A 25,938-nucleotide genomic window follows, 5' to 3' on the forward strand; every position below is an offset into this window, starting at 1 on the left:
CCGATCTCCCCATCAATTTCAAGGACGAGCAATGCCAGTTGCCACGAAACATGCCGACGCCGCGCCGCCGCGCACCGGCTATAGCCATGCAGCGAAAACGGCGGTGCAGGAAACCACGCTCCGCGTCAAGGAGATGCACCGCGCGATTGCCGGCAAGTCATTCGGCATCCTGCGGCGAATCCCGTTGGTTGCGGGGCCGGCGCAAGTTGTGCAGAGCGCGCATGACGTCATTTCCGCAGCAGTTTATGCGGCAATTCACCATGGCAGCGGCGGCCTGCTCGCCGCTGCGGCGATCGTCGAAAAGCAACGCACCGGTTTTGCGGCCAGCAAACCGCCCGGTCGCCTGGTCAGCGGCCTGCGCAGTGCGCTCAACGCGGCTTTCGGTGACCACCTTGCCGCCAGCAACAACGTGCTGGCGATCGACATGGCGATCCATGCGAACGGCGCGGCGATTCCGCTTGACGGCGTTGCGCTGCGTAGTGACTTTCCCGAAGCGGGTGGTCGGCTTTGCATTTTCATCCATGGGCTAGGTTGTGACGAGCACTCCTGGCGGACTGGCGACGCGGCGGCAGAGGGCGAAACCGATTTTGGTAGCCAACTGCATGCCGAATTCGATTACACGCCACTCTATCTGCACTACAACAGCGGTTTGCCGATCGCCAGAAACTGCGCACAACTGGCTTTGCTCCTCGAGGAATTGCTCGACGCCTGGCCGTGGCCAGTTACCGACCTGCTGATCGTCGGGCACAGCATGGGCGGCCTGCTGGCGCTGGGTGCCTGCGAGCGGGCTGCCACGTCGGGGCTGCGCTGGCCACAAGCGACGCGGATGCTGGTCAGCCTGGGTTCACCACAACTCGGCTCGCCGCTCGAAAGGCTTGGCCACCTGACCACTGCAGCGCTGAACCTGTCCAACATCACCACCCCGCTGGCCAGGATTGCCGCTAGGCGCAGCCAGGGCATCAAGGACCTGCGGGGTGGCCCCGGTGCTGCCCAGACCGTCTCCGGGCAGCACCGCATCGCTTTCCGCTTTCTCGGTGCCAGCCTGGCTGAAGACCCCGATCATCCGCTCGGCGAATTCCTCGGCGATGGTCTGGTGACGCTGAGCAGCGCGACGGCACACGCCATCGAAGGTGACGTCCAGAGCGCCAGGCTCGGCAAACTGGGCCACATGCGACTGTTGGGCGACGCACGTGTCTATCAGCAGATCCGGGCGTGGCTGGTCGAACTCGGCGACGCCGCGCTGCCGGATCGGCGCTGATCCAGTTTACATGGCGGTCACGAAGACGTCCATCTTCCGGTCATTGCGACAGCAGGTCGTAAAGCGCCGCGAATTCAGTGCTCAGCTTGTGGCGAGGATCGAGGTGGATCATCGGCAGCGCCTGATGGTGCGATTCCCGAATCTTGATCGACGCGGACAGAAAGGCGTCGAGAACCGGCAGCCCATCGGCACGCAATTCATCGACCAGGCGCAGCGGCAGGTTGGCCCGTGCCTGGTACTGGTTGACCACGATTCCCTCGACGCGCAGATGGCGATTGTGGTCGTTCTGAATCTCGCGCACGCTGTCCATCAGGGTATATAGGGCGCGCCGCGAGAAGTCGTCACAATCGAAAGGGATCAGGCAGGTGTCCGCGGCAATCAGCGCCGAACGGGTGAAAAAGTTCAGGGCCGGCGGGGTGTCGATGAAGATCTCGTCATAGGCACGCAGGCTGTCCAGCGATTCCCGCAGCTTGTACATCTTGTAGCGCGATTCGAGCTTGAACTGCAGTTCTTCCAAGCGCTGGTCGGAGGGCAGTACGGCGAGGTTCGGGAATGGCGACTGGACGATGTAGGCTGCCAGCGTTTCGGGAAACAGCTTGTAACCCAGGATGTCGTCAAAGAAGTGCGCGAGGGTCTTCTTCTGTTCGTCGAGTGCCTTGCCCAGCAGGTAGCGCGAGGCGTTGCCCTGTGGATCGAGGTCGATCAGCAGCGTGCGGCGGCCGCGTGTGGCGGCGATGGCGGCCAGATTGCAGGCGATGGTGGACTTGCCCACACCTCCCTTCTGGTTGAAGACGACTCGGCGCATGGCATTCCCCCCAAAGCTGCTGCGGATTTTCCAGCAGTTTAGTCAACTCCGGCAAGCGCGTCGAGGAGCAGGCTATGGCGAGCGTGTTCGTGTTCCCTGGGCGCGACGATGCCCGGGTCGAATACGCGCGCGGTTTCAGGCCGTCGACACGCTCGACAGTTCGCGCTGGGTCAGATAGAGGCGCAGGTCGAACTCGAACTGGTGGTAGGCCGGTTCCATGTGCTCGCACAGTTGGTAGAAAGCCCGGTCATGCTCCCTCTCCCTGAGATGGGCGAGTTCATGAACGACGACCATGCGCAGGAATTCCGGCGGCACCTCCTTGAACACGCTGGCCACGCGGATCTCGCGTTTCGACTTGATGCGCTTGCCCTGGATGCGCGGCACGTGACCATTGCTTCCCAGGGCATTCGCCGTCACCTGCAGATGGTTGTCAAAAACGACCTTGGCCGGTGATTCGGCACTGCGCAGGAAACGCGCTTTCAACGCCAGAGTGTAGGCGTACAGCGCCTCGTCACTGCGTACCGCGTGCGTTGCCGGATAGCGGGCATGCAACATCTCCGCCAGACGGCCGTGCCTGATGGCCTCGCGGACCTGGTTCCGAAGCTCTTCGGGATAGCCCGCCAGGTATTTCAGCGGCAGCATGTTCAGCAGGCGTTTGCCAGCACCTGTTGCAACCAGGTTTCGATGTCCTGCAGTTCCTCCGCGCAGACGGTGTGTTCCGCGGCGTAGCCGTGCCATTCAACGGGGTATCCGTGGGTCTTCAGCAGTTTCGCCGAGCGCTTCCCGAAATCGTAGGGAATCACCGTGTCGCCACGCCCATGCGCCATGAAGATCGGCACTTCACGGTTGGCGGGATGTGCTTCGGCGGTCAGTGTCTCGGTCAGTGGCAGGTAGCACGAGAGTGCCAGGATGCCGGCCAGTCGCTGTCGGTGTCGCAAGCCGGTGTGCAAGGCGATGACTCCCCCCTGCGAGAATCCGGCGAGCACGATGCGTGCATCGGGGATGCCGCGTTCATTCTCGCGGACAAGCAGCGCTTCGATCTGTTCGGCCGACTCGCGTACTCCCTGCGCCTCCTCCCGTCCGGGTGCAAAGTCGATCGAGACGATGTCGTACCAGGCGCGCATCACGTAGCCGGCGTTGATGGTTACCGCCCGCATGGGTGCATGCGGGAAGACAAAGCGGATTGCCGGCAACTGGTCGAAATCGAACTCGTCCACGATGGGCTCGAAGTCGTGTCCGTCGGCACCGAGGCCATGCAGCCAGATGATTGCGCACTTCGGGGACTCTCCGGTTTGCCGTTCGACGGCAGTAAGCAACGGCCCTTCAGCGGGAGTGCCGGTCTGGTTGGCAGTCATGGGACGGATCCTTGTTCTTGTCGAGGGCAGTCATTCTAGCAGGCTGCATGGTGCTGAGTATCACGGGCAACCGCGCTGGCGCGAAGGGATGGTGGTTCCCGACGTTCCAGGCGAAAGGGGGTCTGGAGATCCTGCGAGGTGGGAGACGGTCAAGGAAATTGGCACGGAACACGGGGGCATCCGGTCCCGATGGAGCAATGGAGGAGGCGATCCCGGAACAGGCCAGGAGCTTGTTTGCAGTCAAGCGCCACGCAAGCCTGGTGCATTCCACTGGACGTAACCGGCCGGACCGTGCCCAACACTCGTCCGACTGAAGAAAGAAGAGGCTGGCCACCACCCGGTGGCCAACCTTATCGCCGCAGCCGAGCCTTTAACGCAAAGATTCCTGTACCGACTGGAACTGGCGCACCCACGGTCGGTTCGCGCGCAATTCAGCCGGCAGCTCGGCAATGGCGGCGCGCGCCTGGCTTATGTTATTGAACACACCGACGAACAGGTTGTACTGCTGGCGCTGGTCGCGCTCGGTCACGGAAAAGGCCAGGGAACCCAGAGCGAGTTGTTCCACGTTGCGGTCGATGAATCGTGCCATATCGGCCTGTCTCGGGGACACCACCAACTGCACGGTATAAGCCTTGGGGTTTTGCTGGAGTATCCAGCGGCTGTCATGCACCACCGCGGCCCCCGCGCCCTGCACCTGCATCCTCCGCATCGCAGCGCGCAATTCGCCGAGACTTGTCTCCAGAACGGAAACCTTGCCCGATACTTGGTCAATGCGCGCTTGTTGCATTGCCGCGGTTTCCTGTCTGGCCGCCTCACCCGCCGAGAGTGCCGCAATCTGAGTGCTGATTTCGGTGATCCGGGCATCGCTTTTCGCGATCGCCGATTCAGAGCTTGCGGGGGCGAAGGCCGGCATCCACTTGACCAGGGCAAAGCCCAATATGGTCAGCAGCAGCAGGCCGGCGATGGCGAGATGGGTGCGCTTGAACTTGTCCTGGGTTGACCCCTGATGGTCCGCCAGTGCCGCAGCAACATTGCTGATCGCAGCGTCCAGCCGCTGCGTTTCAGACTGCAAGACACCGACCAGACCCTGCAAGCTCTGCAACTCGGCATGGTGCTCGCGCTGCAATGCGCCCAAACCCTCGATCCGCGCTTCGACGATCGCGTGTTGTTTTTCTGCTTGTTCGCGCACCGCTTCAATGCGACTCTTGTTGCCGCGCGTCGCCGTATCCAGCAGTTCGTAGGTGACGTCGAACTGATCGAGGCGTGCGCGCTGCTCGGCGAGGATTCGCTCCTGAGCCTTGAACAGACCTTCCAGCGAACCGATACCGGCATCGAGCCGCGCTACATCCGCACTGATGCGCGCGTTGCTGCTCGCGAGTCGAGTGTCCCAGCGCTGCTCTGTGTCGGTCAGCCAGGCGCGTGCTTCGCTGCGAACTGCATCAATCCGTTGCTCGGCAGTGGCGGCATGTGTTGCCAATGAGCGGCTCTGCTGCTGCAATTCGGCGCCGAGCCGATGCACCTGGCTCGATACGGCGCCACCGGACAGCCTGATTTCAGTCAACTCACCGTAGATACGACGATTGTTTTCGGCGAATAGCGCCGTCAGATCGTCGTAGTCGCGCAACACACGGTCGAGTTGCGCGTTGATCTCTTTGGGTGTGACGCTGCAATCGTTTGCGCGAGTGAATTCCAGCAGCCGAGCCATTTCCGGTTCGATGACCGGGATTTCGGTCGCCGGCGTGTCCAGGTGCTCGGTGGGCAACGCGGTCGGCAAGGTGTCAATTTGCTCATCCTGCGGAATTACCAGTTCTGCGGTATTGGTCATAATCGGCCTCCTCGGTAGTGGTTTCACAAGTGTGCGTCTGGATTGTAGCAGCGCATTCAAACACATCGTACCGGAAGTCGACCAGTTTTCTCGCCTTCTCCGGGCATATTTGGGGTCCAGGGGGCACTAGAGTGCCGCCGCTCCACTACTTGAGACAATCGGAGAGCCGAAAATGTCGAAATTCCTACCGGCAGGTCGAATGTCTGATTCGACGGCATCGTGGCATACCCCATTAGCATTCAGAAACTGAACGATCAAACGGGAACGTTAGCTCACACACGGTCGTGCCACACTCAGAACGGATGACAGCGTCCCCTCCGTGGGCCCGCAGTATTGAGCGGGTGATTGCCAGGCCAAGTCCAGCCCCAGCCCCTTCGCTCGCCCGTTGCCGCGACGAGTCCACGCGATAGAAGCGGTCGAACAGTCGAGGCAAGTGTTCGTGCGGAATGGTTTCACCGGGATTTTCCACTGACAACTTCACAACCGAATTGCCCGTGTCATCCACATGGACGACTATGCGATCTCCCACAGGAGTATGACGCAGGGCATTCGAAAGCAGATTGCTGATCGCCCGGCGTAACATCAGCTTGTCTCCCGAAACGACGCCGCTGCCGGAACAGGTGAGCACGATAGATTTCTCTTCTGCAAGAGCCTCGTAAAACTCGAACAAGCCTTTTACTTCGTCAATCAAGTTGAGAGTCTCCTTGTTGGGGATGACAAGATCGTTATCCGACTTCGCAAGAAACAGCATGTCGGCAATCATTCTTGCCAGACGCTCAAATTCCTCAGCATTTGAAGCAAGTACATCGCAGTACTCATTGGACGTTCTGGCTTTAGACAGCGTGACCTGGGTCTGCGTCAGCAGATTGGTGACCGGAGTGCGCAATTCATGGGCAATGTCCGAGGAGAAGGCCGCTAGTCGTCTGAAAGAATCCTCCAGCCGTGCCAACATCTCGTTCAAGGCCTCGACCAACCCCACCAATTCGACGGGAACCGCGTCGGCAGAAAGCCTGGAGTCAAGTCGCTGCGCCGTAATGCCCGCTGCTTCACGCCTGATCGCTTGCAACGGTGCAAGTCCGCGACGAACTGCAAGCCAGCCAAGGAACCCCGTCAGGAGAGCGGCCAGGACCACAAACGACCATAGCGTCAACCTGAACGAGTTCATGAAATGCGCGTGGTGTGAAATGTCGGTGGCTACGGCTACGATGACTGGTTGAGCATCCTTGATCCCTGTTCGGGCCAAAGCGGAGATGCCACGCAAAGGCTGATGGTCCTCTGTCGCCCAGACTGTGGAGCTTGCCGAATCCATCCGAACACGGCTGTCAAGCAGCGACTGGGGGAATCGAGCACTACTCGTGGCAAACAGGATCTGTCCTTCCGGCGTCACAACGACCAATTCCAGGCCATGGTGGCCGATGAGGGAATCATCCAGATGCCGTGGAAGGACATCCAGATCGACAGTCGAATGAACCTTTTCGAGGGCGTGCTGGGCCAGTGTCAATTTGCCTGTGAGCACTTCCATATCCTGCTCTTCGAAGTGCCGCTCGATCGAGCCGGCAATCAAATGGCCCAATAACAACAATACTACCGTCGAGGACAACGCAAAGAGCATCGTCAGCCGGACGGTCATTGACTTGCGCCCACTCAGTCGCACTCCGTCGCCTCCAGCACATAACCCATGCCACGTACCGTACGGATGAGCTTCGGCTCGAAACCATCGTCCATTTTTGCTCGCAGACGCCGGACTGCGACCTCGATCACGTTGGTGTCGCTATCGAAATTCATGTCCCAGACCTGCGAGGCGATCAGTGACCGGGGCAGTACCTCGCCCTGCCGGCGCAGCAGCAGTTCCAGCAGGGCGAACTCCTTGGCCGTGAGGTCGATGCGTTTGCCGGAGCGGCTGACCCGTCGCCGCATCAGGTCGAGTTCAAGATTGGCTGCCCGCAAGAACTCCGATTCCGTGGTTTTGCCGCCCCGTCGCAGTAGCGTGCGGACCCGGGCCAGCAGTTCCGAAAAGGCGAACGGTTTCACCAGATAGTCATCGGCGCCCGATTCCAGGCCGCGCACCCGGTCGTCGACCTGATCGCGGGCGGTCAGGAACAGCACCGGCATGTCCTTCCCGGATTTGCGGATGCCCTGAAGCACGGCCCAACCGTCGATACCGGGCAGCATTACGTCCAGAACCACCAGGTCGTAGGCATCAGTCAGCGCGTAGTGAAGGCCATCGTCGCCATCCCGGGCCAGATCAACGCCAAAACCGGCTTCCAGCAAACCCTGTTTCAGATAATTCCCGGTTTTCGGTTCATCCTCAACGACCAGGATTTTCATCAGTGTTTTCCTTCATCGGGTTTATGGATTTGCGCAATTTTGCGCCGGCCTGATGGCCTCTCCTTGAAGATTACGAGAATGTAATGCGCGGCTCAGCTTCCTGGTGGTTTGGCGAGAGCATATGAGCAGCGAAGGAGAAGGAACCGGCAACACGAAAGCCAGAGTTGTGCGCAGGTGGGCCGCAAGATTACAGAAATGTAATTTATCGGTCAGCGTTCTGTTGGGCTGCTCCATTCAAACTGTGTCCATCCAATTCGCCAAGAACTGCCGCCATGACACTCCACCTTTGTTCTCTCCTGCTCGTCGTGGCAGCACTGGGTTTCGGTTCAGCGCTGGCTCAATCCGCGGCAACCGTCGAGGTCTTCAAGAGTCCTTCCTGTGTTTGCTGCGGGAAATGGGTCGAGCATCTGCGCCAGAACGGCTTCCAGGTCCACAGTCACGACGTAAACGACGTCCCGGCGACCAGAAATAAGCTGGGGATGCCCGATCAACTGGGCTCCTGCCATACCGCCACGATCGGTGGCTACGTCGTCGAAGGGCATGTTCCCGCATCCGACATCAGGCGCCTGCTCAAGGACAAACCCAAGGCGTTGGGTCTGGCCGTGCCCTCGATGCGTCCCGGCTCGCCCGGTATGGAAAGTGCCACGCCAGTGCCCTACCAAACTTTGTTGGTGCAAGCCAACGGTATGAGCAAAGTATTCGCCCAACACTAGCCTGCCCGGAGAAGAGATCGGTGATACGGACAGGGGACTGAACGGTATATGCGCTTGCGCGACATCAGCAATGCCATCTGCGATCCTCTGCTGGATGATCTCCGTCGCCGGTATCGCGCGGCGCCAAGCGTAGTAGGCTTCGCTGCCAGAATACGTGATTTCCATTGTTCAAGGAGGTTGCATGCGAGGAGTCACGCCCACGAGGACATTGGTCTTGTGGTTTATGCTCGGTCTGGCGGCACCTGCGCTGTCGCAGGAGGCAGCTATCGGCCGTACGGTCGAAAGTCTGCTCGAATTCGCCAGGGACCGGAATCCGGAATACGCCGCGATGCAGGCGGAAGCGGCCGCGGCCGCCGAACGTGCGACGCCAGCGGGCGCCCTGCCCGACCCCAAGTTCAGGATGGAACTGCGGGACATCACCAAATTCGGCGACCAGAACCCGACGCTATCGCCGAGCCGCGTCGGTAGTACGCGTTACCTGTTGTCGCAGGACATTCCGTGGTTCGGCAAGCGCGATCTCAAACGCGAAGTAGCGGAACTCGAAGGCGAGAGCGCCCAAGGGCGCGCCCTGGGCACCTGGTCGGACATCGCGGCCAGGATCAAGACGAGCTACGCGCAGTGGTATTACGTCCATCGGAACGAGCGCCTGACGCGCGAGATACTCGACTTGATGCGGCGCCTCGAAAAGATCGCACAGGCACGCTACAGCGGTGGTCTCGCGGTTCTGCAGGACGTTATTCGTGCCCAGGTCGAGCAGACCCGGCTGCGCAGCGAACTGGTGACCCTGGAAACAGAGCAACATCACCTGCGCACGCGCCTGAATGCCCTGCTGGCACGGCCCGCCGCGGCACCGCTGGCCGAACCGGAAAGACTTCGTCCGCTGCCGGCGCCCGCCCGGCTCGATTACGCCATACTGGAGGAACGAGTCCGCACCCGTAACCCGCTGCTGGCATCTGACTTAAGCAAAATCAAAGCGGCAGAAAAAAGCCGGGAACTCGCCTACCGGAACCGCTACCCCGACTTCACTATCGGCGCCGGGCCGATCCAGTACCAGAGTGCGATCAAGGAATGGGAAGTGATGGTCGAAATGAACATCCCGCTGCAGCTATCGTCGCGCCGCTCACAGGAGCGCGAATCGGAGGCCATGCTGGCCGCCGCCCGCTCGCGTCGGGAGGCAAGTACCCACCAGGTGCTCGCCGAACTGGCAGAGAACCTTGCCGGCATCGATGGCGCGCGTCGGATCGAAGCCCTGGCGACCGACGATCTGCTGCCCGAGGCCGAACTGACGTTCAAGGCCGCCCTCGCTGGCTATGAAAACGGCAAGCTGGATTTTGCGACGCTACTCGATGCCCAGCGGCAAATTCGCCAGGCCAGGCAGGAGCAGATCAAGGCGCAGGCCGAAGGGCAGGTGCGCCTCGCAGAAATTGAACGTCTCTTGGGAGAAGATCTATGAAGCTGGGTGCGCGAATCGCGGCCGGTGCCCTGGTTGTTGCTGCTCTGGCGGCCGGCGGTGGCTATTGGGCCGGCAAACGGAATGCCTCCGGCCATGACGAAGCGACGCTGCAGGCTGCCACCGAGTCGGCTGGGCCGGCAAAGAATGAGCGCAAGATCCTCTATTACCGCAACCCCATGGGCTTGCCCGACAGTTCGCCGACGCCGAAGAAGGACCCCATGGGAATGGATTACATCCCGGTCTACGCGGGCGAAGCCAATGAGGGGGACGAGGCGGCGGCCACCACGAACCAGATCAGGATCAGCACCGACAAGGTTCAGAAGCTCGGCGTCAGAACCGAGGCCGCCAGCCGGCGCTCGTTGGAGCGGATCGTTCGCGCCGTCGGGCGTATCGAGCCGGATGAACGCCGCCAGTATGCGATCGCGCCGAAGTTCGAGGGCTACGTCGAGCGACTGCTGGTGAACGTGACCGGTCAGTGGGTCGGCAAGGGGCAACCGCTGTTCGAAGTCTACAGCCCGGAGCTGGTTTCTGCGCAACGCGAATACGCGATTGCCGTTCAGGGCGTCGAGTTGCTGAACAAGTCCGGCAGTGAAACCCGCAGCGGCATGCAGCAGTTGGCCGATGCGAGCCTCACTCGACTGAAGAACTGGGACATCTCTGACGAGCAAATCCGGGACCTGGCGAGTTCCGGGAATACCCGGCGCACGCTGACCTTTCGCTCGCCCGTCAGCGGCATCGTGACCGAGAAGAAGGCCGTGCAGGGAATGCGCTTCATGCCCGGTGACGCGCTCTACCAAGTGGCCGACCTGTCCACCGTGTGGGTGATCGCCGACGTCTTCGAGCAGGACATCGGACTGGTGAAGTCCGGAACCAGGGCCAAAGTCATGATCAACGCCTATCCGGACAAGAAGTTCGAAGGCACAATCACCTATGTCTATCCGACGCTGAACACCCAGACGCGAACGGTTCCGGTGCGAGTCGAACTTGCCAATCCCGGTCTGTTGCTCAAGCCCTCGATGTTCGCCAAGGTGGAATTGGCGGTATCGGGCATGGCGGCGGCGGTCACCGTGCCGGTTTCCGCCGTCATCGACAGCGGCACGCGCCAGATTGTCCTGATCCAGCAGGGCGAAGGCCGCTTCGAACCGCGCGAGGTCAAGCTCGGCGCCCGCAGCGACACCTATCTTGAAGTCATCGAGGGAGTAAAGGACGGCGAACGGGTGGTGGTTGCCGCCAACTTCCTGATCGATGCCGAAAGCAATCTCAGGGCGGCGGTCGGCGGCTTTGGCCACGCCGACCACGGCGCGGCACCCACGACGGGAGCCAAGGCTGTCGCCGGTGCCAACCCGCACGCCGGTCACTGACCGACCACTACGGACATTGACGGAGATTCGGCGCCATGCTGGCGAAAATCATCGAATGGTCGGGCAGGAACCGTTTCCTGGTCCTGCTGGCTACCCTGTTCGTTACCATCGGCGGCATCTACGCCGTCCTGCGCACGCCGATCGACGCCTTGCCCGACCTCTCGGACGTGCAGGTCATCGTCTACACCGAGTACCCCGGTCAGGCGCCGCAGGTAGTTGAGGATCAGGTGACCTATCCCTTGACCACCGCCATGCTGTCAGTGCCCAAATCGAAGGTGGTGCGCGGCTTTTCCTTCTTCGGCGCGTCGTTCGTCTACATCATCTTCGAGGACGGCACCGACATCTACTGGGCACGGTCGCGTGTGCTCGAATACCTCAATTTTGCCTCCAGCCGCATGCCCAAAGGCGTCACGCCGTCACTCGGGCCGGACGCCACCGGCGTCGGCTGGGTCTACCAGTACGTACTGCTCGCCAAAGACAAGACTCTGGCCGAACTGCGTACCATCCAGGACTGGTATGTGCGCTATCAACTGAGCAAGGCGCACGGCGTTGCTGAAGTGGCGTCGATCGGCGGCTTCGTGCAGACCTATCAGGTCACCGTCGACCCGGTGAAGCTGCGCGCCTATGGCATCCCGCTGATGAAGGTCGCGCAGGTGATCCGCGATTCCAACCGCGACGTCGGTGGCCGGGTCGTGGAAATGGCCGAAACCGAGTACATGGTCCGCGGCAAGGGCTATCTGCGGGGACAAAGCGACCTCGAGATGCTGGTTGTCAAGAGCGAGAAGGGGACCCCCGTCCTGATCCGCGACATCGCCCGCGTCGAACTGGCACCAGATGAACGGCGCGGCCTCACCGAACTCAACGGCGAAGGTGAAGTGGTGTCGGGGATCGCCATGGCGCGCTATGGCCAGAACGCTCTCGAGGTGATCCATAACCTGAAAGCCAAAATCGCCGAAATCGGCCCTGGCTTGCCCGCGGGGGTGACGGTGGAAACCGTCTACGACCGTTCCGAGCTGATTCACCGCGCCATCGACACCCTGAAGCGAACCTTGTTCGAGGAATCGATCATCGTCGCTGTGGTGTGCATCGTTTTCCTGCTGCACGTGCGTAGCGCGCTGGTCGCCATCCTGATGCTGCCGGTCGGCATCCTCATCGCCTTCATCGCCATGCGTCTGCTCGGCATGAACTCCAATCTGATGAGCCTGGGCGGCATTGCCATCGCCATCGGCGCGATGATCGATGCCGCCATCGTGATGATCGAAAATGCCCACAAACACCTGGAACGTCTGCCCGATAGCCACTCGAACAGCGATCGCGCCGAGGCCATGCTCGCCGCGTGCAAGGAGGTTGGGCCAGCGCTGTTCTTCTCGCTCTTGATCATCACCGTTTCCTTCCTGCCGGTCTTCAGCCTGGAAGGTCAGGAGGGCCGCCTGTTCTCGCCACTTGCCTACACCAAGACCTTCGCGATGGCCGGTGCAGCGCTGCTGTCGATCACCCTGGTACCGGTGCTGATGCTGCTGTTCATCCGCGGCAAGATCCTGCCGGAAGCGAAGAATCCGGTGAACCGCTTTCTGATCTGGGTCTATCGACCGATCATCGCCGGCGTAATGCGCTGGAAGAAGCTGACGATCCTGCTCGCCATTCTCGCCATGGCTCTCTCGCTCTATCCGGCCTCCCGGCTCGGCTCCGAGTTCATGCCAACGCTCAACGAGGGAACCTTGCTTTACATGCCGGCTTCGCTGCCCGGCATGTCGATCACCAAGGCGGCCGAATTGATGCAAACCCAGAACAAGATCATCAAGAACTTTCCCGAGGTGACTTCGGTCTATGGCAAGGCCGGGCGTGCCAACACGGCGACTGATCCGGCACCGTCCGAGATGTTCGAGACGGTGATCAACCTCAAGCCCGAATCCGAATGGCGCGCCGGCATGACCACCGACAAGCTGATTGCCGAACTCGACCAGGCGCTGCAGTTCCCCGGTGTGGCCAACGCCTGGACGATGCCGATCAAGGCGCGCATCGACATGCTGTCGACCGGTATCCGCACACCGATCGGCATCAAGGTTTTTGGCAAGGATCTCGGCGAGATGGAAAAGCTGGCCAAGGAGATCGAGGCCGTCGTGAAAGCCGTTCCCGGAACGACCAGCGCCTTCGCCGAACGGATTACCGGCGGTTTTTACCTCAACATCGAACCCGACCGTGAGCAACTGGCCCGTTACGGGCTGGCCGTCGGTGAGCTGCAGGACGTCATCGGCACCGCGCTGGGCGGTGAAATGGTGACCACCACGGTCGAGGGTCGCGAGCGTTTCGGCGTCACCATTCGCTATCCGCGCGAACTGCGCAGCGACCCGCAACAGATCGCCCGCGAGATACTGATCCCGACCATGGACGGGGCGATGATCCCGCTCGGGCAATTGGCCAGGGTGGTCGTCGCCAAGGGAGCACCGAGCATCCGCACCGAGAACGCGCTGCTCTCGGCCTATATCTACGTCGACATCCGCGACCGCGACATCGGCGGCTACGTCGCCGACGCGAAAAAGGCCGTCGCCGAACAGGTCAAATTCCCGCCCGGCTACTACGTCACCTGGAGCGGCCAGTTCGAGTACATGGAACGGGCCATCGAGAAAATGAAGATCGTCATTCCGGTAACGCTGTTATCGATCTTCCTCCTGCTCTATCTCAACTTCAAGCGCCTCACCGAAACGCTGATCGTCATGCTCTCGGTGCCTTTCGCCCTGGTCGGCGGTGTCTGGCTGATGTGGCTGCTCGACTACAACCTGTCGGTAGCCGTGGTCGTCGGCTTCATCGCGCTCGCCGGGGTGGCGGCCGAGACGGGTGTGATCATGCTGATCTACCTCGACCACGCCTGGGAAGCGGTCAAGGCGAAGTGCCGCGCGGCGGAGCGCGCGCCAAACGTCGACGACCTCTACGCGGCAGTCATGGAAGGCGCCGTCGAGCGCGTGCGGCCGAAGATGATGACCGTGGTAGCGATCATGGCCGGCCTGTTGCCGATCCTGTGGGGGACCGGTACTGGTTCGGAAGTGATGAGCCGCATCGCAGCGCCGATGGTGGGCGGGATGATTTCGTCGACGGTGCTCACGCTGGCGGTGATTCCGGCGATCTACTCGCTGGTCAAGCAATGGTCGCTGAAGCGGGGAAGCGAGCAATAAGCGGGTGTGTCTCAGCGCAAGGAGAGAATGATGTGAAAGACGAGTTTGCCCCTGACCGCGGCAGTGGTCGCCACCCGGTGAACGGCCGTCCTATCACGGTCGGGAGAATCACATGGCGATAATGATCGACACGGATATCGCGGCATTGAGCTACCTGGTAGCACTGGGCGAAACGCTCTTTCCGAGTCTACGCGTACTCGACCTCCCTGTAGTGGTGTGGTGCGTGAGTTTGCCAAGAGTCTTGACCGGGAGACCGATTTCAATCGCGAAGCACGTTCCATCGTGCTCTTTCGCACCACGATGGCAGACTTTCCTGACCTCTGGATTCCGGATGTCGTCGCCGAGTACTCGCGGGGAAGGGTGCTCACGCTGGAGTTCTCGGCCGGCGAACGGGTGGATTTCTACGCCAGACGGCACCCCGAAGCGATGCCGTGGTCGATGAACACGCCGGTCACGTTAACCGGTTTTTAACACCCCATACGCATATTTCCTGCATATCAGGCGGGGCTCGGTAGCTTCTCAAGAACTGGTGGTGCGGCTCATGCGGCGCGTTGGCGCATGAGGTCGGCGAGGGGCGGCACTTTGCCGGCGTTGGTGAGGCGGTCAGTGAGATAGGCACAGAAGGAGACACCGAGCTTTCGGCAGGTTTTCTTCAGACTGGCGAAGGTGTCGCGGCACTGGCGGCCGAGATCGCTGCGGGTACCGCCGCTGATTTTGCGCACCTTGACGTAGTCCCGGATGTCTGTCTCGCTGGCGTTGGTGTGCCGCGGCATGTCCGGTCCGTCAGCACCCGGAGCAGGTCGCCTTTATGTTGTCGGATACGCCGGAGCAGACGGTCGAGCGTTACCCAGCCGGTGCGCTGGCCGAACAGGGATTCGAATCGCGCGGTCAGCGCCTCTGTGTCCGCCGGCGCTGGCGCGGCCCGGTAGACCTTGAGATCGGCGTAGTAGGCCCAGATTTCCCCGCGCACGCGTTCTTGCTCGCCGCGCTGGACCGCGTTGGACGGAATCAGCTTGTGTACCAATCGCTCGGTATGCACCCAGCAGAGGCCGTGCTCCAGGAGGTCGAACTGCCCGGCGCCATCGCTGACGATGGCCAGCATCGGATGGATGCCTTTGGCCACGAGGCCGCCCAACAAGCCGGCCTCGGTGGCGATGCGACGGCGACGCTCATCGCAGATACCGAGGCTGTTGAGATACGCCGCCCAGTCGTCACCGGCAAACGGATTCGTCTGCAGCAACTCGACAAGCGCCGCCTTCAATCCCTGTTTCTGCAGGTGGCCCAGGGCGATGCCGTTCAGCGCATAGGACGGCTGGCCGTCATGCAGGTGGGTCAGGAAGCCGATACGGCTCTTGTTGTCGGCGCTGCCGAACCAGGCGAAGGTCGGGCCGCTGACGACGGTGACGTAGCCATTCTGGCCTTGGTGGCGCGCACCGGAGTCGTCGACCGTGACGGCCGAACTGACGGCCAGGCCCGTTTTGAGCAGGCTGGACTTCTCGGCCGAGAAGGCCTCCTGACCAGACGCCAGCAAGGCGTCGATCTGGCCGACGGAGAGGTCGAGGCCTCATTCGCGCAGTTGCTCGTGCAGCTTCGGCTGCGTGACGTGGCAGTGGTGGTGCTGGTACAGAATGAAGGCACGCAGGCCCGGACCGAAATGCCGTCCGCCCAGCTCCGGAGGGCAATCGGCCGTCAGTACTCGGCCGTCCGGGGTCGCCCAACGTTCGAGCAGGAAGCGGGTGTTGTGCGGGCCGATCTTCAGGTCCTGCACCGTGAAGGCGCGGTGGCCCAGAAAGTGTGACCCTTCCGGCACATCGCCCACCACTATCGTGCGTTCTTCATGAATCTCCAGGCGAGCGGTCTTCGCCGTCTGACCAGAAGGGCGGCGTTGGCCACGCCCTCTGCCGCCGCGCTGGTTATCCTTGTCCGTCTCCTGGTCCATCCGGCTTGGCTTCAGCTTCGGCCGACCCTTCTGACCCTTTAGCACGGCAATCTCGTCTCGCAACTCCCGAATGGTTTCAGCCTGCTGCAACGCCTGTACCTTCAGTTCGGCATTCTCGCCAGCAAGATGGTCCAGACGCGCGACCAGCGACCGCAACCACGGCAACTCGCCTTCCGGCAGCGGCGAGAGCAACTCAAATGGGAAATCGGGTGGCGACGAAAGCATGCGGTAGATTTAATCACAGTTAACGCACCCCTACACCGGGAAGCTCCACCACTTTCTGAGAAGTTACCAGGGGAGGATATAACTTACTGATCGACAACGAAATACTTGGCAATCAAAAGCCGATCATTCATAACCTCTGTGTGGTGACCCACAGACCACGGTGGGCAAGACACGGTAAGGTGAAAAATCGGCAAGCTGTTGGGCGGCGTCAACGGCGGCGAAAGCGGTGTGCGTATCGCAGCCATTCCCCGAGTGTCATCGTGCTCAATTCACCCTCTGAAAGGAGCCCCTATCATGGACGCTACAGTCAAGATGGTTCTTGTCATCGCGTTAGTCGCCGCAGTCGTGCTATTGCTGTTTTTTGGTGGCGGAATGACCACCGGGACGATGAGTGGCGGGATGATGGGGAGATGAAGCGCGGACGGGATCCGCGCGCTATGGCACGGGCAGGCCTGTGGTCGGCACTCGCCTTCGTTTTGAATCTGGTGTGGGAAATCGCGCAGGTCAGGCTCTATACGATCTGGGCAGCCGCGGACGGCATGAGTGTCGCATGGGCGCTGCTTCATTGCACCTTGGGCGATGTCATGATTGCACTTGTGATGTTCGCACTGGCCGGCGTGGTGCTCTGGCGCGCGAACTGGCCAGTGTCGCGCCCATGGGCGGGCGGCGCAATTGTGATGATTGGCGCGATGGCTTTTACCGCATGGAGTGAATGGTACAACGTCTATCGCGTCGGCAACTGGGGTTATACGGCGAGCATGCCGACGATTTTTGGCATTGGTCTTTCCCCGCTATTGCAGTGGCTGATCTTGCCGCCCGTAATGGTGGCTGTCTATCGAACGGCAAGTTCTGTGCTGTTCGGCCGGCACAGCGCGCAAAGCGCGATCCTAACCCACGACGTCACGAGGATCCGGCCATGAAGGCAGAGGTGAATCATTCGCATCAGGGGCACGCTCACGATCATCCACACACGGGATCCACGCCTCCAGGCGCTGTAGCGGGAACGCGCAGCCCCCGTTACACCTGCCCGATGCACCCGGAGATCGTGCGTGACTCACCGGGCAGTTGTCCGAAGTGCGGCATGGTCCTGATACCGATCCTCGCGGCCATCCCGCGTGTCGCCGAATATACCTGTCCCATGCATCCGGAGATTCGCAGCCCGCAGCCCGGCAGTTGCCCCAAATGCGGGATGGCGCTGGTACCGGTCGCGGGGACTGTAAACACTGACGATTCCGAATTGCGTGACCTCACGCGCCGGCTATGGTTCGGTATCGCGTTGTCAATTCCACTCGTCGTCCTTGCGATGTCGCCGATGATCGGCCTTCACGACTTGTTCGGTCTGCAGCCGCGGCCACGTGGCTGTGTCGAGTTTCTGCTGGGGACACCGGTGGTGCTGTGGGTCGGCTGGCCGATCCTGCGCAAGTTTTACTTATCGCTTGTCCATCGTGAGCTCAACATGTACACGCTGATCGGGCTCGGGGTCGGGCTTGCCTATGGGTTCAGCCTCGCCGCCGTGTTTTTCCCCGGCGTGTTTCCAGCGGAATTCCGCGAGCATGACGGTGCAATAGGGACTTATTTCGAGGCGGCGGCAGTGATCGTGACCCTGGTGATGCTGGGCGATTTCCTGCAGTTGCGAGCGATGGGCCAGACCAGCCAGGCGATTCAACAATTGCTGAAACTCGCGCCCAACCTGGCCTGGCGTCTACGCGACGACGGTAGCGAGGAACAGGTGGCGCTGGCGACGGTTGTCGTCGGCAACAGGCTGCGTGTCAAGCCGGGTGAGAAGGTGCCCGTGGATGGCACGGTACTCGAGGGCACGAGTCGCATCGACGAATCCATGATCACCGGCGAGCCCGTGCCAGTGGCCAAAGCGGCCGGCGACAAGGTCACCGGGGCCACGGTGAACGGCAATGGGGCCTTGCTGATCCTCGCCGAACGCGTCGGTGCGGACACGCTGCTGGCACGTATCGTTCACATGGTCGGTGAAGCGCAGCGCACGCGTGCGCCGATCCAGCGGCTGGCTGACGTTATCGCCGCCTGGTTCGTCCAGGTTGTCGTGGCGATTGCCGTCGTGACGGCGCTCACGTGGTGGTTTTTTGGTCCGGAGCCGAGACTTGCATACGCCTTTGTAAACGCCGTTGCCGTGTTGATCATCGCCTGTCCGTGTGCTGTCGGCCTCGCCACACCGATCTCGATGACCGTCGCCATGGGGCAAGGCGCGCGCGCCGGCATCCTGTTCCGCAACGCAGAGGCGATCGAGCGGATGCGCGACATCGACACCCTGGTGGTGGACAAGACGGGTACGCTGACGCTCGGCCATCCCGCGCTGACTGACTTCGTTGCCGAGGGCCTTGCAGAAAATGAAGCGCTGGCGCTCGTCGCAGGCGTCGAACAGCTTTCCGAGCATCCGATCGGGTTGGCGATCGTCGAGGGCGCCAAGACGCGTGGCCTGACGCCGGGAACGGCTGGCGCATTCGATGCCGTCAACGGCCTGGGCGTGCAAGCGGAGATCGATGGCAAGGCTGTGCTGGTCGGTAGCCGCAGCTTTCTCACCCAGCGCGGTGTCGACACGCAGCAGTGGGAAGGCAGGGCGGAAGCCTGGCGTGCCGAAGCCAAGACGGTGGTGTTCTTTGCCATTGACGGTGCGGCAGCAGGAATGGCGGCCGTCGCCGATCCGATCAAGGAAAGCACCCAGGAAGCGATTGCGGCGCTCCAGAGTGCGGGCGTGCGCATCGTGATGCTCACTGGCGATTCGCGCAGCACCGCCGAAGCGGTTGCCCGGAAACTCGGCATCGACGAAGCGCTCGCCGAGGTGCTGCCCGAAGACAAGGCAGGTCATGTGAAGCGCCTGCAGGCCGAAGGACGCAAGGTCGCGATGGCGGGCGACGGCATCAACGACGCGCCGGCGCTGGCGCAGGCCGACGTCGGCATCGCCATGGGCACCGGCACCGACGTGGCCATGGAAAGCGCCGGCGTGACGCTGGTGAAAGGCGACCTGCGCGGCATTGCGCGCGCCGCTGTTCTGTCACGCGCCACGATGCGCAACATCCGCCAGAACCTCGCTTTCGCCTTCGGCTATAACGCGCTCGGCATCCCGATTGCCGCCGGCGTGCTTTACCCGGCTTTCGGCCTACTCCTGTCGCCGGTCTTCGCCGGGGCTGCCATGGCGCTCAGTTCGGTGTCCGTGGTGACCAACGCCCTGCGTCTGAATCGCGTCAAGCTATGAATGAGGCGAAGGCATAAGGGAGAATTTGGCAAAGCCACGCTGTGCAACCACGGTTGCCATGATGGATCTGGGGAGTCGCCGCGCAGCGCCAACTTGCTTACAAATATGTAATTTTTCAGTCAGCTTTCTGTTGGTCAGCATCCGGCAACATCGCGCCCATCAGTGATTCACGATGGGCGCTTCCGATGCATTGTTATCCGCTTGAGGTGAAGGCACGGCTGGCGGTCACCCTTCTGACCGTGATGCTTGCCGCAGCAGGCTCCGCGCAGGCGGAAACCTTGCGCGAGGTGTTCGAGAAAGCGTGGGCCAATTCCCCACAGGGGCGAACGGCAGAGGCGAAACGGGACGAAGTCGCTGCCAGCCGAGCGGTGGCCGAATCCTGGTTTCCTGCCGCCCCGAAAATTGACGCTTTGCACCGGACCGACCGCTGGAACAGCGATCTGGGTAACCAGGAGAGCGAAATCGGCATTTCCATTCCGCTCTGGCTGCCCGGACAAAAGGCTGCGCGCAGGAGCCTGGCCGAGGCCGAAGGCGAAGAGAACGAAGGCGACATCCAGGCGACAAGGCTCGCTGTGGCCGGTGAACTACGCCGGGCGCTATGGACGCTGGTCATGGCCAGGAGTGAAGCAGAGATTGCCGCTGAACGCCTGAAAACCGCGCTAGGACTCGAATCGGATGTCGGCAGGCGGTTCAAAGTGGAGGAAATTGCCCGCTCCGACCTGTTGCTCGCCCGGCAGGAAACCGCCAGTGCGCGCGCAGCCGCTGCCGACGCCCAAGTCGGGGTGGTGCGCAGCCTGCAACGCTACCGGGTGCTGACTGGTACTGACCGCTTGCCGGATAACCCGCAGGAACCGGTCGCGGTGACCACCCATCGGGAGGTCGATCCCCGCGTCGTCGCCGGCCAGGCCGTCATCGAGCGCGCCCGCGCGGCACTCAAACTCGCTCAGGAGTCGCGCCGCGAGGCACCGAGTATCGGTGTGCTCTATCGCCGCGATCGTGAACTATCTGGTGCCACCCCGCGCGACAGCATTGGTTTTGCCATCAGCATCCCGCTGGCCGTCGCAGCGCGCAATGCGCCGCCGCTGGCCAGCGCCAACACGGTCTTGATCGAGGCCGAGACCCGCTATCGGCGGCTCCTTGCCGAAGTCGAGGCGGATGTACACGAAGCCGAGGCGCAGCTCGAATCGGCCGCTCTCGGTGCGGCGCTGGCGGTCGAGCGCGAGCAAGCCGCGGCGGAGCGCCTGACGCTGATGCGCCGCTCATTCGAGCTTGGCGAGACCTCGCTCGTCGAACTGCTGCGCGCCCAGTCCCAGGCCACCGAGGCGCGTATCGAAGGGGTCCGCAGCCGTTCCCGACTTTCCGCCGCGCAGGCCAATCTGAATCAGGCTCGAGGAATCACGCCGTGACCCGACCATCATTCATCCCGACATCGGCCGCTTTTTGTATGGCGGTTATTCTGCCGGCGCTGTATTCCCTGTCTGCGCCGGTCATCGCCCATGAAGGCCATGACCACGGGGCCACTGCGAAGCCGGCCGATGTCCGGCTGGCGCCACGCTTCGAGGTGCGCAGCGAGGATGTGGAAATCGTCGGGGTGCTTGCCGACAAGGATCTCCTCATCTATGTCGACCGCGCCAGCGACAACGGGCCGATTCAAGGCGCACAGATCGAAGTCGAGGGGCCAGGGACCAAGGGTATCGCCACCGCGATGGCCGACGGGGTCTATCAATTACCCGCCGCCGCCCTCGCCCAGGCCGGCAAACACCCCCTAACGCTGACGATTCAGGTAGGGGAAATCGTCGATCTGCTCTCCGCCACTCTGGAGGTGGGAGAAGTCCCGGCGGCAGCGTCCGCTAAGGAAACTACCGAACGTCCGTGGTGGCTCTTCGCAGGAATCTCGCTGGTCTTGCTCTGCGGTGGCCTGGTCGCGCGTCGCCTGCGTCGCCAAGCGTAAGAAAGGGCCATTCACCATGTCTGACTACCACAATTCAGGCCGTCACGCTCTTGTCCTGCTGTTGGCTGGTGTTCTCACGGTTCAGGTCTGGGCGCACGGCGGTGAGGACCATGGCGATGAGAAGAAACCCGCTCCAGCCCCGCTGGCGGTCGCCACAGTCAACACAGTCAACGCCCAGGGACAGGCGACCTTCATCGAGCCTGCCTTGCGCTTGCCGGATGGCAGCGTCTTCGTGCCGAAATCGGCACAACGGCAACTCGCCCTGCGCACCCAGGCGGCACTCAAAGGCGAGTTTCCCCGCACCGTCGAACTCAATGGCCGCGTCGTCGGCGACCCGAATGCTGGCGGACGCGTGCAGACTTTCCAGAGCGGGCGCATCGAGGCCGGCCCGAAGGGGCTCGCGGTACTCGGCCAGCGGGTCGGCAAGGGACAGGTGCTCGCCTGGCTGCAGCCGGCGGCCAGCGCCATCGAGCGCGGTTCGCAGCAGTCAGCGCTGGCCGAACTCGCGGCGCAGGAGACTGTCCTCGAACGCCGTGTCGCACGCTTCAGGCAACTGCAAGGCAGTGTTCCGCAAAAGGATATCGAGCAGGCACAGATCGAACTCGCCGCCGTCAAACAGCGAAAAGCTGCGGTCGGCGGCAGCCTCGGCCGTGAAGCGTTGGTGGCGCCGGTCAGCGGTGTCGTCAGTGCGGCCAACGCCGTCGTGGGTCAGGTAGTCGATGCGCGGGACGTGGTTTTCGAGGTGATCGATCCGCAGCGCCTGGCGGTCGAGGCGCTGGCCTACGACCCGCTGTTGCTCGACGGATTGGCCAGGGCCAGCGCGCCGGTGGCCGGCGGCGTTCTCGATCTGGCCTTCGTCGGCATCGGGCGCAGCCTCAAGGAGCAGGCGATGCCGGTCCTGTTCCGTGTCGAATTGCCGAAAACCGGCGTGCTGCCTCTGGTTGCGGTTGGCCAGACACTCAAAGTGCTGGCCCAGACCAGCGAGCGCCAGTCCGGCGTCGCCGTTCCCCTCGTCGCCGTAGTGCGCAATGCGGCCAATGAATCGGTGGTCTGGGTGCACGAAAGCGCCGAGCGCTTTGTCTCGCGCAAGGTCAGGATCGCGCCGCTGGACGGCCATTCGGTGGCCGTGACCGACGGGCTGAGCGGCGGCGAGCGGGTCGTCGTGCACGGCGCCGCATCACTCTCCCAGATTCGTTGAGGGAGCGCCGTGTTCGATTTCATCATCAACGCCAGCCTCAAACAGCGCCTGATCGTGCTTGGCGTCTCGTTGCTGCTGATCATTTATGGCGCCCTGACCGTGCGCAGGATGCCGGTAGACGTCTTCCCCGACCTCAACAAGCCGATGGTCACGCTGATGACCGAAGCCGGCGGCATGGCGCCGGAAGAGGTCGAGCAGTTGATCACATTCCCCGTTGAAGCAGCGATGAACGGGATGCCCGGCGTGACGCGCGTGCGCTCCGTGTCGGGCATCGGCCTGTCGGTGGTGTATGTCGAGTTCGAGTGGGGAAGCGAGATTTACCGCAACCGCCAGCAGATCGCGGAACGTCTCAACCTGGTGCGCGAGCAGTTGCCGCAGGGCATCGTTCCGCAGATGGGGCCGATCTCGTCGATCATGGGTGAGATCCTGCTCATCGCCTTGCCAGCCGACCCCGACAAGGTCAGCCCGATGCAGGTCCGGGAATACGCGGACTGGGTGATGCGCCCGCGCCTGCTGACCATCCCGGGCGTGGCGCAGGTCATTGCCATCGGTGGCCAGGTCAAGCAGTACCGCATCGAACCCGATCCGGCCCGCATGCAGGCGGTGGCAGTGACGCTGAGCGAACTGGAAGCGGCGCTGAAAAACTTCGGCGGCAACACGGCCGGGGGCTTCGTCGATGCGGGCGGACGCGAATATCTGATCCGCAACATCGGCCGCAGCAGCCGGCTCGAAGACCTGCAGAACCAGCCGGTGGCGACGCGTAAAGGGCAGGCGATCCTGCTCCGGCAGGTCGCCTCGGTCACCTTTGCGCCGGCCATCAAGCGCGGCGATGGCAGTTTCAAGGGCAAGCCGGCGGTCATTCTCTCGGTGCAAAAGCAAGCGACGGCGGACTCGGTGGCCTTGACGCGCGCCGTCGAAAGAGCTCTGGCCGAGATGGGCAAGAGTCTGCCGCCGGGGGTCGAAACACCGCAGTTCCTCTTCAGGCAGGCCAATTTCATCGAAGCCTCGGTGGGCAACGTGGAAGAGGCGCTGCGGGACGGCGCGATCATGGTGGCCGTCATCCTGTTCCTGTTTCTCGCCAATCTGCGCACGACTTTCATTTCGCTGACCGCCATTCCGGTGTCACTTCTGCTCACCGCGCTGGTCTTCCACTACTTCGGCTTGTCGATCAACACCATGACGCTCGGCGGGCTGGCGATTGCCATCGGCGAACTGGTGGACGATGCGGTGATCGGGGTGGAAAACGTCCTGCGCCGCCTGCGCAAGAACCGCCGTTTGCCCGATCCGAAGCCGGCACTGGAAGTCATTGCCGCGGCCTCGAAGGAGGTGCGCTCGGGTGTCGTCTATGCCACGCTGATCGTCGTCCTGGTGTTCATTCCGCTGTTTGCTCTGCCGGGGATCGAGGGCCGGCTGTTTACGCCGCTCGGGGTGGCCTATATCGTTTCCATTCTGGCCAGCATGGCGGTGGCAATGACGCTCACCCCGGTGCTGTGCTACTACCTCTTGCCGAAGATGAAGCACATCGCTGACGGCGACAGTGCCCTGGTATCCAGGCTCAAAAAATGGGACGAACGCCTGCTCAACTGGTCGTTTGATCGTGGCCGACTCCTGCTGGCCGGTGCGGCAATCACCGTGGCGACGGCGCTGGCATCGGTCCCCTGGTTCCCGAAATCCTTTCTGCCGCCGTTCAACGAAGGCACCCTGACGGTGAGCGTGCTACTCAACCCGGGAACCTCGCTCGTCGAGGCGAATCGCATCGGCACGCAAGCGGAGAACCTGCTTCTGACGGTGCCGGAAGTCACCGAAGTTGGCCGCCGGACAGGCCGGGCCGAACTGGACGAACACGCCGAAGGCGTCCATTCCTCCGAGATCGAGGTCGACCTGAAAGCCTCGGAACGTGGCCGCGAGGCGATCATCGCCGACATTCGTCAGCGCCTCTCCGGCTTGCCGGCGGTGGTCAGTGTCGGGCAGCCGATTTCGCACCGCCTCGACCATCTGCTTTCCGGTGTGCGGGCACAGATCGCGCTGAAGATCTTCGGTGACGATCTGGATACCCTGCGCGGGCTGGCCGGCGACCTCAAGGAGCGTCTGGCCAGAATACCCGGGATTACCGATCTGCAGATCGAAAAGCAGGTGCTGATCCCGCAGTACAAGATCCGCGTCGATTATGACGCCGCAGCGCGCCACGGCGTCACCTCCGGCGAGCTGTTGCAGCGGCTCGAACAGTTGCTGGCCGGCGAACGGGTCGGTCAGGTCCTTGAAGGCAATCGCCGTTTCGACCTCACCCTGCGCCTTCCGGAAGAAGCCCGTGGCGAGCGCGGCCTGGAGAACCTGCTGATCGAGACGCCGACCGGTCGGGTGCCGCTCGCCAGCCTCGCCACGATCGAGGATGGCGAAGGCCCGAACCAGATCGGTCGCGAAAACACGCGCCGGCGCATCGTCATCTCGGCCAACAGCGATGGATCCGACATGAGCCGGATCATTGCCGACATCCGCGCCGAGATCGACCGAACATCGATGCCGGAGGGCTACTTCCCTCTCCTGGAGGGGCAGTTCCAAGCCCAGGAGGAGGCCGCCAGGCTGATTGCAGTACTGGCCCTGGTATCGTTGGCCATGATCTACCTGGTCCTTTACAGCCGCTACCGTTCGGCGGTGCTGACGGCCATCGTCATGGGCAACGTGCCACTCGCGCTGGTCGGCTCGGTGGTGGCCTTGTGGATCTCCGGCCAACCGCTGTCGGTGGCGGCGCTGGTCGGCTTTATCACGCTGACCGGCATCGCCACCCGCAACGGCATTCTCAAGATCAGCCACTACATCAACCTCTGCGCTTTTGAGGGCGAGGTATTCGGGCGAAAGATGATTGTGCGCGGCTCGCTGGAGCGGCTGACGCCGGTGCTGATGACCGCACTGGTCGCCGCCTTCGCCCTGACGCCGTTGCTGCTCTCCGCCGACGCGGCGGGCAAGGAAATCCTGCATCCGGTGGCGGTGGTCATTTTTGGCGGACTGATCAGCTCCACCCTGCTCGACACCTTGTTGACGCCGGTCATGTTCTGGCTGTTCGGTGAGAAACCCCTGCAACGCTTGCTGGCCGAAAAAGCAAAAGAGTCCTTTTAACCCTACCCTATGAGGAA

The 25,938-nt window shown here is 62.3% G+C and carries 20 protein-coding genes; 12 read left to right on the forward strand and 8 right to left on the reverse strand.

Annotated features, from left to right (window positions below):
* Window positions 1-31 precede the first annotated feature (31 nt).
* A complete protein-coding gene (locus AC15MQ_RS09920) occupies window positions 32-1,258 on the forward strand; it encodes an esterase/lipase family protein (protein WP_287666634.1) in 1,227 nt (408 codons plus the stop codon).
* Window positions 1,259-1,298: 40 nt separating this feature from the next.
* On the opposite strand, the gene AC15MQ_RS09925 is transcribed toward AC15MQ_RS09920, so the two are convergent.
* The 6 genes from AC15MQ_RS09925 to AC15MQ_RS09950 all read right to left on the reverse strand — a co-directional run bounded on the left by AC15MQ_RS09925 (window position 1,299) and on the right by AC15MQ_RS09950 (window position 7,571).
* On the reverse strand, window positions 1,299-2,063 hold the full coding sequence (locus AC15MQ_RS09925) for a ParA family protein (RefSeq protein WP_287666631.1): 765 nt from the start codon (window positions 2,061-2,063) through the stop codon (window positions 1,299-1,301).
* Between the two features lie 135 nt (window positions 2,064-2,198).
* Window positions 2,199-2,705 (reverse strand): M48 metallopeptidase family protein, encoded by a 507-nt coding sequence (locus tag AC15MQ_RS09930; protein WP_287666628.1) that lies wholly within the window; start codon window positions 2,703-2,705, stop codon window positions 2,199-2,201.
* A gap of 2 nt (window positions 2,706-2,707) precedes the next feature.
* Complete coding sequence (locus tag AC15MQ_RS09935; RefSeq protein ID WP_287666625.1) at window positions 2,708-3,418, reverse strand: alpha/beta hydrolase; 711 nt, start codon at window positions 3,416-3,418, stop codon at window positions 2,708-2,710.
* Window positions 3,419-3,788: 370 nt separating this feature from the next.
* Complete coding sequence (locus AC15MQ_RS09940; protein WP_483080000.1) at window positions 3,789-5,243, reverse strand: SPOR domain-containing protein; 1,455 nt, start codon at window positions 5,241-5,243, stop codon at window positions 3,789-3,791.
* 232 nt (window positions 5,244-5,475) lie between these two features.
* Entirely contained in the window at window positions 5,476-6,873 is a 1,398-nt protein-coding gene (locus AC15MQ_RS09945) for a heavy metal sensor histidine kinase (RefSeq protein WP_353849906.1), read from the reverse strand.
* 14 nt (window positions 6,874-6,887) lie between these two features.
* On the reverse strand, window positions 6,888-7,571 hold the full coding sequence (locus AC15MQ_RS09950) for a heavy metal response regulator transcription factor (protein ID WP_287666617.1): 684 nt from the start codon (window positions 7,569-7,571) through the stop codon (window positions 6,888-6,890).
* 272 nt (window positions 7,572-7,843) lie between these two features.
* Here AC15MQ_RS09950 and AC15MQ_RS09955 point away from each other — a divergent pair, with 272 nt between their 5' ends.
* From AC15MQ_RS09955 to AC15MQ_RS09975, 5 genes are all read left to right on the forward strand, one after another.
* On the forward strand, window positions 7,844-8,284 hold the full coding sequence (locus AC15MQ_RS09955) for a DUF411 domain-containing protein (protein WP_287666614.1): 441 nt from the start codon (window positions 7,844-7,846) through the stop codon (window positions 8,282-8,284).
* Between the two features lie 223 nt (window positions 8,285-8,507).
* Complete coding sequence (locus AC15MQ_RS09960) at window positions 8,508-9,737, forward strand: TolC family protein (protein ID WP_483080635.1); 1,230 nt, start codon at window positions 8,508-8,510, stop codon at window positions 9,735-9,737.
* The gene (locus tag AC15MQ_RS09965; protein WP_483080001.1) at window positions 9,734-11,098 is read left to right on the forward strand and encodes an efflux RND transporter periplasmic adaptor subunit; all 1,365 of its coding nucleotides are present in this window, start codon (window positions 9,734-9,736) and stop codon (window positions 11,096-11,098) included. The genes AC15MQ_RS09960 and AC15MQ_RS09965 overlap by 4 nt, the downstream gene beginning before the upstream one ends.
* Window positions 11,099-11,133: 35 nt before the next feature.
* Window positions 11,134-14,268, forward strand: a complete 3,135-nt coding sequence (locus AC15MQ_RS09970) for an efflux RND transporter permease subunit (protein WP_483080002.1) — start codon at window positions 11,134-11,136, stop codon at window positions 14,266-14,268.
* Between the two features lie 219 nt (window positions 14,269-14,487).
* Window positions 14,488-14,739 (forward strand): AarF/UbiB family protein, encoded by a 252-nt coding sequence (locus AC15MQ_RS09975; protein WP_287666607.1) that lies wholly within the window; start codon window positions 14,488-14,490, stop codon window positions 14,737-14,739.
* 181 nt (window positions 14,740-14,920) lie between these two features.
* Here AC15MQ_RS09975 and AC15MQ_RS09980 read toward each other — a convergent pair whose 3' ends face one another.
* Complete coding sequence (locus AC15MQ_RS09980; RefSeq protein ID WP_483080003.1) at window positions 14,921-15,799, reverse strand: hypothetical protein; 879 nt, start codon at window positions 15,797-15,799, stop codon at window positions 14,921-14,923.
* A 33-nt stretch (window positions 15,800-15,832) separates the two neighbouring features.
* On the reverse strand, window positions 15,833-16,432 hold the full coding sequence (locus AC15MQ_RS09985) for a hypothetical protein (protein WP_483080004.1): 600 nt from the start codon (window positions 16,430-16,432) through the stop codon (window positions 15,833-15,835).
* Window positions 16,433-16,842: 410 nt separating this feature from the next.
* On the opposite strand from AC15MQ_RS09985, the gene AC15MQ_RS09990 reads away from it, so the two are divergent.
* The 6 genes from AC15MQ_RS09990 to AC15MQ_RS10015 all read left to right on the forward strand — a co-directional run bounded on the left by AC15MQ_RS09990 (window position 16,843) and on the right by AC15MQ_RS10015 (window position 25,921).
* The gene (locus AC15MQ_RS09990) at window positions 16,843-17,352 is read left to right on the forward strand and encodes a hypothetical protein (protein ID WP_287666599.1); all 510 of its coding nucleotides are present in this window, start codon (window positions 16,843-16,845) and stop codon (window positions 17,350-17,352) included.
* A 110-nt stretch (window positions 17,353-17,462) separates the two neighbouring features.
* Window positions 17,463-19,658, forward strand: a complete 2,196-nt coding sequence (locus tag AC15MQ_RS09995; RefSeq protein WP_483080636.1) for a copper-transporting P-type ATPase — start codon at window positions 17,463-17,465, stop codon at window positions 19,656-19,658.
* 185 nt (window positions 19,659-19,843) lie between these two features.
* Window positions 19,844-21,064, forward strand: coding sequence for a TolC family protein (locus AC15MQ_RS10000; protein WP_483080005.1), 1,221 nt, complete (start codon window positions 19,844-19,846; stop codon window positions 21,062-21,064).
* 38 nt (window positions 21,065-21,102) lie between these two features.
* Window positions 21,103-21,609, forward strand: a complete 507-nt coding sequence (locus AC15MQ_RS10005; RefSeq protein WP_483080006.1) for a hypothetical protein — start codon at window positions 21,103-21,105, stop codon at window positions 21,607-21,609.
* Window positions 21,610-21,625: 16 nt separating this feature from the next.
* Complete coding sequence (locus AC15MQ_RS10010) at window positions 21,626-22,807, forward strand: efflux RND transporter periplasmic adaptor subunit (protein ID WP_483080007.1); 1,182 nt, start codon at window positions 21,626-21,628, stop codon at window positions 22,805-22,807.
* Window positions 22,808-22,816: 9 nt separating this feature from the next.
* The gene (locus AC15MQ_RS10015; RefSeq protein WP_483080008.1) at window positions 22,817-25,921 is read left to right on the forward strand and encodes an efflux RND transporter permease subunit; all 3,105 of its coding nucleotides are present in this window, start codon (window positions 22,817-22,819) and stop codon (window positions 25,919-25,921) included.
* Window positions 25,922-25,938 lie beyond the last annotated feature (17 nt).

The organism is Candidatus Accumulibacter propinquus, assembly GCF_056856495.1.